The organism is Pantoea sp. CTOTU50773 (genome assembly GCF_032082325.1).
Lineage (GTDB): Bacteria > Pseudomonadota > Gammaproteobacteria > Enterobacterales > Enterobacteriaceae > Pantoea > Pantoea communis.
This window is the reverse complement of sequence record NZ_DAMDQC010000099.1, coordinates 1-15,636: the sequence shown is the minus strand read 5'-3', so window position 1 is coordinate 15,636 and position 15,636 is coordinate 1. Positions and strand designations below refer to the sequence as shown.

Sequence of the window (15,636 nt, the reverse complement as noted above, 5' to 3'; positions counted from 1 at the left end):
GTCACTTCATGACGCAGCTCTTCATCAAGCTGCATACGGCGCCAGCGGTTACGCAGCGCAATCGCCACGGCCTTCTTTGCGCCGTCCTGGCCGATAATAAAGCGGTTAAGCTCGCTGACAATCTCGCGGGGAGTCATCTCAGACATGATGTTTAGTCCTTAGCCTTAGACGGTAATTCTTCAAAGTTGATGTTGTGGTTGGTGTAAATGCAGATATCGCCAGCGATGTTCAGCGCCTTCTCAACGATATCATGCGCACCAATGTCGGTGTTCTCCAGCAGGGCGCGTGCCGCTGCCTGGGCGTAAGGACCGCCAGAACCGATGGCAATCAGATCATTTTCTGGCTGGATCACGTCTCCGTTACCGCTGATGATCAGTGAGGAGTTCTCATCAGCTACCGCCAGCAGCGCTTCAAGACGGCGCAGCATGCGATCGGTACGCCAGTCTTTTGCCAACTCGACCGCGGCTTTCACCAGGTGGCCTTGATGCATTTCCAGCTTGCGCTCGAACAGTTCAAACAGGGTGAAGGCATCTGCGGTGCCGCCAGCAAAACCAGCGATCACTTTATCATTGTAGAGACGACGCACTTTCTTCACGTTGCCTTTCATCACGGTATTGCCGAGCGTAGCCTGGCCATCACCGCCAATCACGACTCGGCCGTTGCGTCGTACACTTACTATTGTTGTCACGGGCAGACCCCTTGTTGCAGTGGATAAGGAACTTCGCGCACAGAGCGCGGAGTATCATGCAACCAGATATGGGGTAGGTTTGAAGGGTTTCAACCCCGAGATTTGTCTTACTTGAAATGGCCGGTACGTTGGCGAGGTGCGTTCACCCCTGTAACTTACTGATGCAAGCTCAGGGGATTCACGCACTTGCCGCGAGGCGAATGACTTAAGGTAAAGCGAGAGGAATGCAGCTTCCGTGTCCGGAGCTGTGTAAGCGTTTGACCGTGCTGTCAGCGCTGCTGCGATCTTTAAACGGCCCGATTACCACACGATTCCAGCCCCCGCTGGTGGTGATACGACTCTCGAAACCTTCAAAAGCCAGACCTGCGCGCACAGACTCTGCCTGGTCAGTGCCTTTGAACGATCCACACTGCACCATCCAGCGCTGCGAAGCGGCTTTCTCTTCCGGTTTCGCTTTTGCCGTTTCCTGGGGTTTCGGCTGTTGCACTGGTTCACGCGTTATCGGCGCTGGCTGTTGTTGTTGACGCGTCGCCTGCTGTTGCTGCAACTGTTGTTGACGTTGTTGCTGCTGTAACTGTTGCTGCTGTAACTGTTGCTGCTGGCGCTGCATCTGTTGCTGTTGTTGCTGAACCTGCTGCTGGCGTTGCAGAGTTTGCTGACGCTGTGCCGGAGTTTGTTCGTTCCACGGCACTTCGTTGAGCTGCGTCGGTTGCTGGCGCATATCAGCCTGCATCTGTTCCAGCAATTGGCGCTGCTCATCCGTCAGCTGTGTTTGTGATTGCACACCACCACCAGCAGACGGTTCAGTCGGCGTCGGCACGGTGATTTGGCGATTTTCCAGCTCTTTGATGTATTTCCAGCGCTCTTCCGGCTTAGGCGGAAGGCCGTTGCCGTTGGCTTTATGATTCGGAATGACCTCAGTCTCTTCTTTTTTATGATGAGAGATGAACCATAAACCACCGGCAAAGGTGACCAGCACGGCCACGGCCAGTACGATCATCAACTTTGACGTGCCGGAGCCGCCTTTGCTTTTCTTACTGCGGCCTGCAGCGGGTTTTTTGCGACGCGTCCCTGTTGAACGCCCGCGGCCTACATAATCTCTCTGTGCCACTTTCGTTCTGATACCCTTCAAAAAAATGCCAATGGGCGAAACCCTAAATTAAGACGGGTGTAAAAGTTCTGTTAATTGCCCGGCAACGAATGCGTCATGTTACTCAAGGGCTGGAACTTTGACCAGCAGAGTCTGCCTTCAGAATCCGCTGAAAATGGAGTGAAGCCTAGACCATTTTTCCCGTTTTTGTGGCGGGTGCGGTGCTTCCGCGCACGCGTAATTCCGCGTCGAGTAAACGTGAGCCGTTGTTGACGCGTTTGCCCTGCAGTTCATCCAGCAACAGCAGCATCGCCTCACGACCAATGGCAAATCGCGGCTGTGCCACGGTGGTGAGTGGGGGATCGTAATACTGCGCCAGTTCGATATCGTCAAATCCCACCACGGAAAGATCCTGCGGAATGCGCATGCCCAGCTTTCGTGCCTGATTCATTGCACCTAATGCCATCAAGTCGCTGTGGCAGAAAATGGCTTTCGGCGGCTGCGGTAAGCTCATCAACTGTTTCAGCGCACTGGCACCAGCTTCGAAGGTGAAATCACCGTGCACAATCATCGTGGGATCAATGGCGATACTGCTGCGGCGCAGAGCCTGAATGTAGCCTTGTAAACGATACTGGCTGAGCGGGATATGTTCCGGCCCGGTAATGCAGGCAATCTGGCGATGACCGAGTTGCAGCAGATGATTGACAGCTTCAAATGCCGCCGTCAGGTTATCAATATGCACGGTAGGCAGAGCCATTTCCGGGGCGAATTCGTTGCCCATCACCATCGGCGGCAGGTTACGCTGATCTTCAATTCCTGCATCGAACGGCAGTTGTGAACCCAGCAGCACCATGCCGTCGATTTGGCGCGTCAACATCAGGTTGAGGAAGGTTTTTTCCTGCTGATCCTGATGTGCGCAGTCGCCAATCAACACCAGATAGCCTTCCTGCGCCGCGGTGACTTCGACGCCACGGATGATTTCACTAAAGAACGGATCGCAGATGTCCGGCACTATTACCAATATGGTTTGCGTTTCGCCGCGTTTGGCATTGCGCGCCAGCCCGTGTGGCGCATAGCCGACATCAATCACCGCTTGTTCTACTTTCTGCCGGGTGGCAGCCGAGACTTTTTCCGGGTTCATCAGCGCGCGAGAAACCGTGGCGGTAGAGACGCCGGCTTTCTCGGCCACATCTTTCATGGTGGCAGCAGATGAAGGTTGCTTCTGGTCCAACGTATAACTCCTGACGCGGTACAGCGCATTGATTTTCAGACATTGCCGGACTTCAGCCGGGATGGGCACTATTGATAACCCAACGTCGGGTGAGGTTGTTACTTAATTTGCATAAAAATTGTGACTTGTGCGACTTTTTTCGATCTGGCTCGCAGATGTGATGCGGCCTAACTCTCGGTGGGGTCGATATCCAGTGTCCATTTGGTTTTGCGCGCGGCGGGCAGGGTGGAGATCAGCGGTAGCGAACTGCTTAGCAGCTGTTGCAGGCGTTTACGCGAAGGATGCTGTAGCAACAGTTGCCAGCGCCAGCGCCCACTGCGCTTTGGTGCCAATGCCGGAACCGGACCCATCAGCCACATAGCCTCATCTTTCAGCGGGCTGGCTTCGAGTAAATTGCGCAGCTGCGTGAGGAATTCAGCGGCCTGCGCATTGTCCATGTCTTCCGCGCGGAACAGCGCGTGGCTGGTCCACGGCGGCAGCTGCACCGATTGGCGCTCCAGCAAGGTTTCCTCGGCAAAGGCGAAATAGCCACGATGCAGCAACGTTTGCAACAGCGGATGCTCGGGATGGTGCGTCTGCAGCAGTACTTCACCCTGTTTACCGGCGCGCCCGGCGCGCCCGGCCACTTGGGTATAGAGTTGAGCAAAGCGTTCGGCGGCGCGGAAATCGGCGGAGAATAAGGCGCCATCGACATCCAGCAGGGAAACCAGCGTCACGTCGGGGAAATGGTGCCCTTTTGCCAGCATCTGTGTGCCAACCAGAATGCGGGCACCGCCGCGATGCACATCCGCCAGATGCTGCTCCAGTGCACCTTTGCGGCTGGTGGTATCGCGATCAATGCGCGACACCGGTACGCCGGGAAAGAGTGTGCTGAGCTGCTGCTCAAGCTGCTCTGTACCGACGCCGACCGGCATCAGGTGTGTGGAACCGCAACCCGGACATTGATTGGGCAGCGGGCGCTGGCTGTCGCAGTGGTGGCAGCGCAGCTGACGATGATGCTGATGCAGCGTGTAATAGCTGTCGCAGCGTTGACACTCTGCCAGCCACCCGCAGTCGTGGCACATCAATGCAGGCGAGAATCCGCGGCGGTTGAGGAACAGCAATACCTGATTATCGGCCTGCAGGTGCTGGCGCATTTTGCCCAGCAATGCGGGCGCGAGCCCACCCTTAAGCTGCTGGCCTTTAAGGTCGATTAGCTGTTGCAGTGCCGGTTTGGCGTTGCCCGCGCGTTTGGTAAGGTTGAGCTGTCGATACTTGCCGACGCGCACATTGTGCAGCGTTTCCAGCGCCGGTGTGGCAGAACCCATCACAATCGGGATATCTTCTTCGTGAGCGCGAAACACCGCCAGATCGCGCGCCTGATAGCGCCAGCCTTCCTGCTGCTTGTACGAACTGTCGTGTTCTTCATCAATAATGATTACCCCCGGACGCGCCAGCGGTGTGAACAGCGCGGAACGCGTACCGATGATAATCGCGGTTTCGCCACTGCGCGCACGCAGCCATACCGCAAGACGCTCACTGTCATTGAGTGCCGAGTGCAGCACATCGATCGGCGCATCGAAGCGTTCACGGAAGCGTGCAATAGTTTGCGGTGTCAGGCCGATTTCCGGCACCAGTACCAGCGCCTGTTTGCCGCGCGCCAGCACATTCTCTAGCACGCTGAGATAGACTTCGGTTTTGCCCGAACCGGTAATGCCTGCCAGCAACCACGCTGCATAATGATCATCTTCGCTGCGCATCGCGCCGACGGCCATCGCCTGATCGGTATTGAGACGCAGGCGATCGCCCTTCACCGCAAAGGTGGTGCGCCAATCGTGCATCTGCGGTGCGTGTTCACGCAGATCGCACAGACCTTTGGCACGCAATGATTGCAGCGCGGCGTCAGTCAGATCCTGTTCACTGACCTGATGGCGATAGAGAGGTTGCTGGCGCAGTGCCGCTAAAGCTTGCTGCTGTTTGGGTGCACGCTTCAGGCTTTCCATGGCCACTTCGCGTCCGGCGTCGTTGACCACCCACTGCCACAACGGCGTTTCCTGCGCCGGTTTGCCCTGACGCAGCAGCACAGGTAGAGCATGGTTGAGCACCTCGCCGAGCGGCGAATGGTAATAGCTGGCGGCCCAGTTAAGGATGCGCCACAGCGCTGGAGAGAACAGGCTTTGATCGTCCAGCACGCTCTCCAGCGGTTTGAGCTGAGCCAGAGGCAGGTCGCTGGTTTCCTTTACAGCCACCACAATGCCGATCATTTTACGATTGCCAAACGGCACGCTGACGCGCGCGCCCACCACCGGCTGCGCCGCATCGGCGGGCAGAAGGTAGTCAAACAGGCGAGGCAGCGGAACGGGCAGGGCAACCTGAACAACGGGCATGTCGATCTCTATCCGGTACTGTAATAAGGAGAAGTAGTGTACACGCTGATGCAACCCTCGTCATACTTCACGCCACCGCCACCGCCACCGCCACCGCCACCGCCACCGCCACCGCCACCGCCACAGCGCATAGACACATTGGCTGCGCACGCTCTTTCCATCAGATGTAGTGGGATGAGGACGTTCACTGCCTCCCAGTGGCTCAGAGAATAAACAGCTGATATTTGCCTGGTGCGGTCAATTTCTGTATACTATGTCGCCTTTGATGAGATGACTTGTCAAAGATACACTTAATTATTAACCGCGTGTGGTGCTGTGCAGGTTCGCCTGGCACGGAGAGCGACACGGCCTTTTATGAGGTTCTCCCATGAAACAAGGTATTCACCCGAAATACGAAGCTGTGACCATCACCTGCTCTTGCGGCAACGTGATCAACACCCGTTCAACCATGACTGGTACCCTGAACCTGGACGTGTGCGGCAAATGCCACCCGTTCTACACTGGTAAGCAGCGTGTTGTTGATTCTGGTGGTCGTGTTGATCGCTTCAACAAGCGTTTCAGCATCCCAGGCAGCAAGAAATAAGATTATTTGCCATCGAATCTTCGGATTCGGCAGCAAGAAAAAACCCAGCCTTGGCTGGGTTTTTTTGTTTCTGGACTCAGTATTCCCAGGTGTCGGGATCGATGCCCATCTCACGCATAATCTGCTTAGCTTCTTCCGGAATCTCATCGCTACGTTCTTTGCGCAAATCGACATCATTTGGCAGCGGCTGCCCGGTGAAAGCATGCAAAAAGGCTTCGCACAGCAATTCGCTATTTGTGGCATGACGCAGGTTATTCACCTGACGGCGCGTGCGTTCATCCGTTAAAATTTTCAGCACTTTCAGCGGGATAGAAACTGTAATCTTCTTAACCTGCTCGCTCTTCTTGCCGTGTTCAGCGTAAGGGCTGATATATTCGCCGTTCCATTCAGCCATGGGTTACCTTAATCAATAAAAGTTGAATATGGGGAAATCCGTTGATTATGCCCGATTTTTCGATGCCTGACCGCTTAAACTGCCGGTTTTATGCTTACGCATCGCTTTTCACAGGAAAGCGCGCTGAACACCAGGCGATGACGCGTAATTTTAGCGGGTATTGATGATTTGCTCAATCTATACGCAAAGACATTTAGATGTCCAGATGTATTGACGTCTATGCGCTGAATGTTATCCTGTTGCCACTTCTTATTACACTTCAGGAACAGTAAGCACCATGACGCGTAAACAGGCAACCATCGCAGTACGCAGCGGTTTGAATGATGACGAGCAATATGGCTGCGTTGTCCCACCGATTCACCTCTCCAGCACCTACAACTTCCTCGACTTTAATGAACCGCGTGCACATGACTACTCACGTCGCGGTAACCCCACGCGTGATGTGGTACAACGCGCGCTGGCAGAACTGGAAGGCGGTGCGGGCGCGGTATTAACCAATACCGGGATGTCAGCGATTCATCTGGTGACCACCGTGTTCCTGAAGCCGGGCGATCTGCTGGTTGCCCCACATGACTGCTACGGCGGCAGCTATCGCCTGTTCGACAGCCTGAGCAAACGCGGTGCTTATCGCGTGAAATTTGTCGATCAGGGTGACAAAGCCGCGCTGGCAGCCGCGCTGGCCGAGAAACCCAAACTCGTGTTGGTGGAGAGCCCAAGCAATCCGCTGCTGCGCGTGGTAGATATCGCCGGCATTTGCCAGGCGGCGCGTGCAGCGGGTGCGATCAGTGTAGTGGATAACACCTTCCTGAGTCCGGCATTGCAAAATCCGCTGGCGCTGGGAGCCGATCTGGTTATCCACTCTTGCACCAAATACCTGAATGGTCACTCGGATGTGGTGGCCGGAGCGGTGATTTCTAAAGATCCGGCGATGGCCACGGATCTTGCCTGGTGGGCGAATAATATTGGTGTAACCGGCGCAGCGTTTGATAGCTACCTGCTGTTGCGCGGTATGCGCACGCTGGCGCCGCGTATGGCGGCAGCGCAGCGTAATGCGCTGGCGATTGTTGATTACCTGAAGCAACAACCGCTGGTGAAAAAACTGTATCATCCGTCTCTGCCGGAAAATGCCGGACATGAGTACGCGGTGCGTCAACAACGTGGCTTTGGTGCGATGCTCAGCTTTGAACTTGACGCTGATGAAGCGCGTCTGCGCCGCTTCCTGAAAGCGCTGCAGTTGTTCACGCTGGCGGAATCCCTGGGTGGCGTGGAGAGCCTGATTTCGCATACTGCGACTATGACGCATGCCGGCATGTCTGCGGAAGCGCGCGCGGCAGCGGGTATTTCAGAAACGCTGCTGCGTATTTCTGTCGGAATTGAAGATCACGAAGATTTAATCGCCGATCTGGATAATGCATTCCGGATCGCAGCCGAGGAGTAAGCATGACAAGTTCAGCAGGCGCGGGAACGCCGAACAAGCAGTTGCACAAATTTGGTGGCAGTAGCCTGGCGGATGCACGTTGTTATCAACGTGTCGCCAGCATCATGGCGGATTACAGCCAGCCGGGCGATTTAATGGTGGTCTCTGCCGCAGGCAGCACCACCAACCAGCTGATTAGCTGGCTTAAACTGAGCCAGAGCGATCGCTTATCTGCCCATCAGGTGCAACAAGCTTTACGCCGTTTTCACAGCGAACTGATCGCTGCGCTGTTGCCTGTTGAATTTGCTGAAACGCTGACCGCTGCCTTTATTCGCGATTTAGAACGTCTGGCGGCACTGCTTGACGGCGCTATCACCGATGCGGTGTATGCCGAAGTGGTGGGGCACGGTGAAATCTGGTCGGCACGCTTGATGGCGGCAGTGCTGAGTCAGCGTGATATCGAGTCTGCATGGCTGGACGCGCGTGACTTTCTGCGTGCCGAACGTGCTGCGCAGCCACAGGTCGATGAAGGCAAGTCCTGGCCATTGCTACAGGCGCTGCTGGCTCAGCATCCTCATAAGCGTTTGGTGGTAACCGGCTTTATCAGCCGTAGCGATGCCGGTGAAACGGTGTTACTGGGTCGCAATGGTTCGGACTACTCAGCCACGCAGATCGGTGCGCTGGCAGGCGTAAACCGTGTCACCATCTGGAGCGATGTGGCCGGTGTCTATAGCGCCGATCCGCGTAAAGTGTCCGACGCCTGTTTGCTGCCTTTACTGCGCTTAGATGAGGCCAGCGAACTGGCGCGTCTGGCCGCACCGGTATTGCATACACGTACGCTGCAGCCCGTGTCGAATAGCGATATCGATCTGCAGTTGCGTTGCAGCTATCAACCTGAGCAGGGCTCAACGCGCATTGAGCGCGTACTGGCTTCCGGTACCGGCGCGCGTATTGTCACCAGCCACGACGATGTGTGCCTGGTAGAGATCCACATCCCAGAAAACCACGATTTCAAAACGCAGCAGAAAGAGATCGATCTGCTGCTGAAGCGTGCGCAACTGCGTCCGCTGGCGATGGGTGTCCATCCCGATCGCCGTTTGCTGCAACTCTGCTACACCTCCGAAGTGGTGAACAGCGCATTCAATTTGTTGCAGGACGCTGCGCTGCCGGGTCATCTGCAACTGCGCGATGGCTTAGCGTTGGTGGCGTTGGTCGGCGCAGGCGTGACGCGTAACCCGCTCCATAGCCATCGTTTCTGGCAACAGATCAAAGACCAGCCGGTTGAGTTTGTCTGGCAGTCAGAAGATCACATCAGTATTGTTGCCGTACTGCGCGTAGGACCGACGCAGCACCTGATTCAGGGGCTGCACCAGTCATTGTTCCGCGCGGAAAAGCGCATCGGTCTGATGCTGTTTGGTAAAGGCAATATCGGCTCACGCTGGCTGGAGTTGTTTGCCCGCGAGCAGGAAGGCTTATCGGCGCGTACCGGCTTTGAGTATGTGCTGGCAGGCGTGGCGGATAGCAGTCGTAGTTTGCTGAGCTACGAAGGTCTGGAAGCCAGCCGTGCGCTCGCCTTTTTTGATGACGAAGCCGAAGAACGCGATGAAGAGTCGCTGTTCCTGTGGATGCGCGCCCATCCGTTCGATGATTTAGTGGTGCTGGACGTCACCGCCAGCGCACCGCTGGCACAGCAATATCTTGATTTTGCCAGCCACGGTTTCCATGTCATTAGCGCGAACAAAGTCGCAGGCGCATCCAGCAGCCAGAGTTGGCGGCAGATTCGTGATGCGTTCGCCAAAACCGGCCGTCACTGGCTATATAACGCCACGGTAGGCGCAGGATTACCGGTGAACCATACGGTGCGCGATCTGCGCGAAAGCGGCGACAGCATTCTGGCCATCAGTGGTATTTTCTCCGGCACGCTGTCCTGGCTGTTCCTGCAATTTGATGGCACCGTGCCGTTCAGTGAGCTGGTGGATCAGGCCTGGCAGCAAGGTCTCACCGAACCCGATCCGCGCGTAGATCTGTCGGGGCAGGATGTGATGCGCAAGCTGGTCATCCTGGCGCGTGAAGCCGGTTATGACATCGAGCCGGATCAGGTGCGTGTTGAATCGCTGGTGCCGTCGGATTGCGAAGAAGAATCGATTGACCACTTCTTCGAGAATGCCGACGAGTTGAATGACCAAATGCTGCAACGCTTTGAAGCGGCGCAGGAGATGGGCCTGGTGCTGCGCTATGTGGCACGTTTCGATGCCAACGGAAAGGCCCGTGTGGGGGTGGAAGCGGTGCGTCCGGAACACCCGCTGGCTTCACTGCTGCCGTGCGATAACGTGTTTGCTATCGAAAGCCGCTGGTATCGTGATAATCCGCTGGTGATCCGCGGGCCGGGCGCCGGCCGTGATGTGACAGCCGGTGCGTTACAATCGGATATCAATCGTCTCGCACAACTGCTGTAGTCTGCCTTGCAACGCAGACGGTGCCCGCCGTCTGCGCTTTTCACCCTCTTCGCGAACATGAAACTCTTTCAACTTGATTGAATATTTGTCACGCCTGTACATTAATTTTAAGTTGACGCTAACGCGCTAATGATTCATTTTGTACATCTGGACGTCTAAACGTATAGATGTTCGCAGGCCGCAAGTTAATCGATATGTGACGACGAGGTAATCTGGATGAGTTTCTTTCACGCCAATCAGCGCGAAGCGTTGAACCAAAGCCTGGCTGAGCTGAACGGGCAAATTAATGTCTCTTTTGAATTTTTCCCGCCTCGCACCAGTGAAATGGAAGAAACCTTGTGGAGTTCGATTGATCGACTGAGCATCCTGAAACCGAAATTCCTCTCTGTCACCTACGGTGCGAACTCTGGCGAACGCGACCGTACACACAGCATCATCAAAGGCATTAAAGAGCGCACCGGCCTGGAAGCGGCTCCTCATCTGACCTGCATTGATGCCACGCGTGATGAGTTACGCACCATCGCGCGCGATTACTGGGATAACGGTATCCGTCACATCGTGGCTCTGCGCGGCGATTTGCCTCCGGGTAGCGGCAAGCCTGAGATGTACGGCGCTGATTTGGTTGAATTGCTTAAAGAAGTGGGCGATTTTGATATCTCCGTAGCCGCTTATCCGGAAGTGCATCCTGAAGCGAAAAGTGCGCAAGCGGATTTGATCAACCTGAAGCGTAAAGTCGATAACGGTGCCAACCGCGCCATCACGCAGTTCTTCTTTGATGTTGAGAGTTACCTGCGCTTCCGCGATCGCTGTGTTGCGGCAGGCATTGATGTCGAAATCGTGCCGGGCATTTTGCCGGTATCTAACTTCAAACAGCTGCAGCGCTTTGCCACCATGACTAACGTGCGCGTGCCGGGCTGGATGAATGCGATGTTTGCCGGACTGGATGACGATCCAGAAACCCGCAAAATGGTCGGCGCCAATATCGCCATGGACATGGTGAAAATCCTGTCACGCGAAGGGGTGAAGGATTTCCACTTCTACACGCTGAACCGCGCAGAATTGAGTTACGCCATCTGTCACACGCTGGGTGTGCGTCCGACCTTAACGAACTGATTTTATTAAATAGAATTATGAGGGGGCCAATGTGCCCTCTTTTCATTGGCACCATGTTACCCAGCGGGAAGAGGCGGCAAATGGAGTAAAGCGTTGGGCGCCAGGGATGGCGCACGCCGAGCGATCAGGGACGAGATAGCGGCTTTACGTAATTGCCGCCTCTTCCCGCGACGCGCAACACCCATTAAAAAAGGGGCACATTGGCCCCTTCGTGATTAGCGTTTTACGCCACTAGCCCGTATTACGCATACCCGCTGCTACACCCGCAATCGTCACCATCAACGCTTGTTCAACACGCGCATCCGGCTCGTCACCACGCTCTTCCTGCGCACGTGCACGATGCAGCAGTTCAGCCTGCAACACGTTGAGCGGATCGGTGTAAACGTTACGCAGCGCGATAGACTCGGCGATCCATGGCTGGTCAGCCATCAAATGCGCATCGTTGGCGATGGTCAACACGGCTTTGATATCCGCAGCCAGCTGATCGCGCAACTGCAGACCCAGCGGCCACAGTGATTTATCAACCAGACGCTGATCGTAATACTCCGCCAGCCACAGGTCAGCTTTCGAGAACACCATCTCCAGCATGCCCAGACGGGTGGCGAAGAACGGCCATTGGCTACACATCGCTTCCAGCTGGTCCTGATGCCCTTCGTCCATCGCCTTCTGCAGCGCCGCACCGGCACCGAGCCAGGCTGGCAGCATCAAGCGGTTCTGCGTCCAGGCGAAGATCCACGGAATCGCACGCAGTGATTCCACGCCGCCGGTAGGACGACGCTTCGCCGGACGTGAACCGAGTGGCAGTTTACCCAGCTCTTGCTCTGGCGTGGCCGAACGGAAATACGGTACGAAGTCCGGGTTTTCACGCACATAGCCGCGATACATGGCGCAGGAATGGGCGGACAAACCGTTCATGATCTCTTTCCACTCGCGCTTTGGTTCTGGCGGTGGCATCAGGTTGGCTTCCAGAATCGCACCGGTATACAGCGACAGGCTGGCGATGGTGACTTCTGGCAAACCGTATTTGAAGCGAATCATCTCGCCTTGTTCGGTCACGCGCAGGCCGCCTTTCAGGCTGCCCGGCGGTTGCGACAGCAGTGCTGCGTGTGCCGGTGCGCCGCCACGGCCGATGGAACCACCGCGTCCGTGGAACAGCGTCAGCGTGATGCCGGCTTTCTCACAGGTCTTGATCAACGCATCCTGTGCTTCGTACTGCGCCCAGCTGGCGGCCATCACGCCGGCATCTTTCGCCGAATCGGAATAACCAATCATCACCATCTGTTTGCCGTTGATGAAACCGCGATACCAATCGATATTCAGCAACTGCGTCATGACGTAATTGGCGTTGTTCAAATCGTCGAGGGTTTCGAACAGTGGCGCTACCGGCATCGCGTAAGGAATACCGGCTTCTTTTAACAGCAAGTGCACCGCCAGCACGTCCGACGGCGTTTTCGCCATCGAAATCACGTAAGAGGCGATGGAACCTTGCGGCGCTTCAGCCACCACTTTACAGGTATCCAGCACTTCGCGCGTGTTGTCGCCCGGCTCCCATTGATGCGGCAGCAGCGGACGTTTGGAATTCAGTTCGCGGATCAGGAACGCCTGTTTGTCGGCTTCTGACCAGCTTTCGTAGTCACCCAGTCCCAGATAGCGCGTCACTTCGGCAATCGCTTCGGTGTGACGGGTGCTCTCCTGACGGATATCGATGCGCACCAACGGCACGCCGAAACACTTCACGCGACGCAGCGTATCCAGCAACTGACCGTTGGCGATGATGCCCATGCCGCACTGTTGCAGAGATTGATAGATGGCGAACAGCGGTTGCCACAGTTGATCGTTCGAGACCAGTAGATCGGCAGGGCGCGGCAGGCGCTCGCCTTTCAAACGACGGCCTAAATAAGCTTGCGTGGTCATCAGCTGGCCACGGATGCGCTTCAGAATCATGCGGTACGGTTCCAGCGCTTCTGGATCGCCGCACAACTCGCGTACTTCATCGCTGCATTCGGACATCGACAGTTCAGAAATCAGCACGCCCACGTCGCGCAGGAACAGATCGGCGGCTTTCCAGCGGCTCAACTGCATCGCATGGCGTGTGATAGGTGCGGTGACGTTCGGGTTACCGTCGCGATCGCCGCCCATCCACGAGGTGAATTTAATCGGCACGAAATCGACGGGCAACTTAATACCAAAGGTCTCTTCAACCTGCTCGTTCAGCTCGCGCAGGAATGCCGGTACGCCTTGCCACAGGCTATTTTCGACCACGGCAAAGCCCCATTTGGCTTCATCAATCGGTGTTGGACGATACTTACGGATTTCATCGGTATGCCAGGCTTGTGCGACCAACTGACGCAGGCGACGCATGACTTGCGTGCGCTCGTAATCGGAGAGATCGCTGTGGTCGAGTTGCTGCAGGCAGCTATTCACTTCGCCCAGCATGTGGATCAGCGTACGTCGGGTGATCTCCGTTGGGTGAGCGGTCAGCACCAGCTCCAGCGACAGTTCTTCGATCGCCTGGCGAATCGAACTTTCGCTGATGTCGTTTTGCTGCTTCAGACGTTCAAAGGTCTTCTTCAGGATTTCCGGATTATTCGCGCCATCGCCGCTGCGGGAGATGGTCTGATACTGCTCTGCCACGTTGGTCAGGTTGAGGAACTGGCTAAACGCGCGTGCAACAGGTAGTAACTCGTCATTAGACAGGTTTTGCAGCGTGTTCAGCAGTTCCTTACGATCGGTGTCATTGCCTGCGCGGGAGGACTTAGAGAGTTTGCGGATGGTTTCCACCCGATCGAGGATGTTCTCTCCCAGTGCATCCTTTATCGTATCCCCGAGCAGTTTGCCGAGCATACTGACATTACTTCGCATTGCGGAATATTGTTCGTTCATTTGACCCTGACACCCTTATCGTCTTGAAAGTACCCTTACACCCAACGGGCATAACATCGTCTTTTATCTAGCCACGGTTCTTCCTGTTCGTCAATTGACTTAAATTGACGATAATTCGCTGCTAACTACCGGAAATTCATAGAATTAACTTGGGGGGAAGCGAGATAAGTTATTCTTATTATCAAATCCCGAACAATGACCGGGCAATTTACTGTTTTAACAGTGAATTGCCCCATCTATTGTTAATCAGTGACAAAAATGCTGAACAACCTGCGTGATAAGCGCATGAGTTGGCTTAATAAATGCGGTATCGATAAATTCATCTGGCTGGTGCGCCTGATTGATCGATCCTGGACCTAAAACCAGCGTTGGACACAATTGCTGGATAAAAGGCGCTTCGGTGCAATAGTTCACCACTTCAGTCGGCACGCCCAGCAGTTTCTCTACCACTTTCACCAGCTCATGATCGGCCGGACATTCGTAGCCAGGAATCGGCGGGTGCAGTTCACCTACCGTTAAACGCCCCGGCCAGCGTTCGCTTACTGACGCCAAGGCTTCATTCAGCAAGCCATCCAAATCGCTCAGAGTTAAGCCCGGCAGCGGACGAATATCCATGTGCAATTCGCAGCAGGCGCAGATACGGTTCGCGGCATCGCCACCGTGAATGTGACCAAAGTTCATGGTCGGGTAAGGAATCGCAAATCCATCGTGGTTATAGCGATTTTTCAGGGTATTGCGCAGTTGCATCAGCTGGGTAATGGATTCATGCATCAGCTCAATGGCGTTCACACCGCGTGAAGGATCGCTGGAGTGGCCTGACTGACCCTGAATACGAATCACGTTCGACAGATGACCTTTGTGCGCGCGCACCGGCTTCAGTGAGGTCGGCTCACCAATGATGGCGCAATCTGGACGCAACTGGGTGGATTCGGAAAAGTACTTCGCACCGGCCATGGTGGTCTCTTCATCGGCGGTGGCGAGGATGTACAGTGGCTTGCTCAGTTTGGTCACGTCAACGTCACGCAGCGCATCCAGAATAAAAGCAAAGAAGCCTTTCATATCCGCCGTACCTAAACCGTATAGCTTGTTGTCGTGCTCGGTCAGGGTGAAAGGATCACGCGTCCAGCGGCCATCATCATACGGAACGGTATCGGTATGGCCTGCCAGCAGCAGGCCGCCAGCACCCAAACCGCTGCGTGCCAGCATATTGAATTTATGACGCGTACCCGGGACTGGCTGGACTTCAACACTGAAGCCTAAATCGCGGAACCAGCCCGCCAGCAAATTGATTAAAGTTTCATTGCTCTGATCCAGCGCGCTGTCAGTGGCGCTGATCGATGGTGTGGCAATCAGCTGGCGGTAGAGTTCGATAAAAGGCGGTAATTTTGTCTTCACTGTTGACGGTCCTTGAGTTA

The 15,636-nt window shown here is 55.5% G+C and carries 12 protein-coding genes and 1 pseudogene; 4 read left to right on the top strand and 9 right to left on the bottom strand.

Going from position 1 to position 15,636, the window contains the following annotated elements:
• From hslU to RT340_RS15355, 6 genes and pseudogenes are all read right to left on the bottom strand, one after another.
• A pseudogene (gene hslU, locus RT340_RS15380) lies at window positions 1-146 on the bottom strand (HslU--HslV peptidase ATPase subunit); the annotation flags it as partial.
• Window positions 147-151: 5 nt separating this feature from the next.
• Window positions 152-688: an ATP-dependent protease subunit HslV gene (gene hslV / locus RT340_RS15375; protein ID WP_071845580.1), complete on the bottom strand. Its 537-nt coding sequence runs from the start codon at window positions 686-688 to the stop codon at window positions 152-154.
• A 205-nt stretch (window positions 689-893) separates the two neighbouring features.
• Window positions 894-1,799 carry a cell division protein FtsN gene (ftsN, locus tag RT340_RS15370; RefSeq protein WP_313376916.1) on the bottom strand — a complete coding sequence of 302 codons (906 nt, stop codon included), beginning with the start codon at window positions 1,797-1,799 and terminating at the stop codon, window positions 894-896.
• Window positions 1,800-1,965: 166 nt separating this feature from the next.
• The gene (gene cytR / locus RT340_RS15365; protein ID WP_034823733.1) at window positions 1,966-3,009 is read right to left on the bottom strand and encodes a DNA-binding transcriptional regulator CytR; all 1,044 of its coding nucleotides are present in this window, start codon (window positions 3,007-3,009) and stop codon (window positions 1,966-1,968) included.
• A gap of 167 nt (window positions 3,010-3,176) precedes the next feature.
• On the bottom strand, window positions 3,177-5,375 hold the full coding sequence (gene priA / locus RT340_RS15360; protein WP_160868988.1) for a primosomal protein N': 2,199 nt from the start codon (window positions 5,373-5,375) through the stop codon (window positions 3,177-3,179).
• An 8-nt stretch (window positions 5,376-5,383) separates the two neighbouring features.
• Window positions 5,384-5,512, bottom strand: a complete 129-nt coding sequence (locus RT340_RS15355) for a hypothetical protein (protein ID WP_313376911.1) — start codon at window positions 5,510-5,512, stop codon at window positions 5,384-5,386.
• Between the two features lie 230 nt (window positions 5,513-5,742).
• Between RT340_RS15355 and rpmE the strand changes: the two genes are divergently transcribed.
• On the top strand, window positions 5,743-5,958 hold the full coding sequence (gene rpmE / locus RT340_RS15350) for a 50S ribosomal protein L31 (protein ID WP_021506837.1): 216 nt from the start codon (window positions 5,743-5,745) through the stop codon (window positions 5,956-5,958).
• Between the two features lie 76 nt (window positions 5,959-6,034).
• Here rpmE and metJ read toward each other — a convergent pair whose 3' ends face one another.
• On the bottom strand, window positions 6,035-6,352 hold the full coding sequence (gene metJ, locus RT340_RS15345; protein WP_034823729.1) for a met regulon transcriptional regulator MetJ: 318 nt from the start codon (window positions 6,350-6,352) through the stop codon (window positions 6,035-6,037).
• 277 nt (window positions 6,353-6,629) lie between these two features.
• Here metJ and metB point away from each other — a divergent pair, with 277 nt between their 5' ends.
• The 3 genes from metB (at window position 6,630) to metF (ending at window position 11,338) form a co-directional block, all read left to right on the top strand.
• Complete coding sequence (gene metB, locus RT340_RS15340) at window positions 6,630-7,790, top strand: cystathionine gamma-synthase (RefSeq protein WP_313376909.1); 1,161 nt, start codon at window positions 6,630-6,632, stop codon at window positions 7,788-7,790.
• A 2-nt stretch (window positions 7,791-7,792) separates the two neighbouring features.
• Window positions 7,793-10,225, top strand: a complete 2,433-nt coding sequence (locus tag RT340_RS15335) for a bifunctional aspartate kinase/homoserine dehydrogenase II (RefSeq protein ID WP_058960107.1) — start codon at window positions 7,793-7,795, stop codon at window positions 10,223-10,225.
• 216 nt (window positions 10,226-10,441) lie between these two features.
• Window positions 10,442-11,338 (top strand): methylenetetrahydrofolate reductase, encoded by an 897-nt coding sequence (gene metF, locus RT340_RS15330; protein ID WP_097119678.1) that lies wholly within the window; start codon window positions 10,442-10,444, stop codon window positions 11,336-11,338.
• Window positions 11,339-11,569: 231 nt separating this feature from the next.
• Here metF and ppc read toward each other — a convergent pair whose 3' ends face one another.
• Window positions 11,570-14,221 (bottom strand): phosphoenolpyruvate carboxylase, encoded by a 2,652-nt coding sequence (ppc, locus tag RT340_RS15325; protein WP_313376906.1) that lies wholly within the window; start codon window positions 14,219-14,221, stop codon window positions 11,570-11,572.
• A 246-nt stretch (window positions 14,222-14,467) separates the two neighbouring features.
• On the bottom strand, window positions 14,468-15,616 hold the full coding sequence (argE, locus tag RT340_RS15320; RefSeq protein ID WP_313376904.1) for an acetylornithine deacetylase: 1,149 nt from the start codon (window positions 15,614-15,616) through the stop codon (window positions 14,468-14,470).
• Window positions 15,617-15,636: the final 20 nt, after the last annotated feature.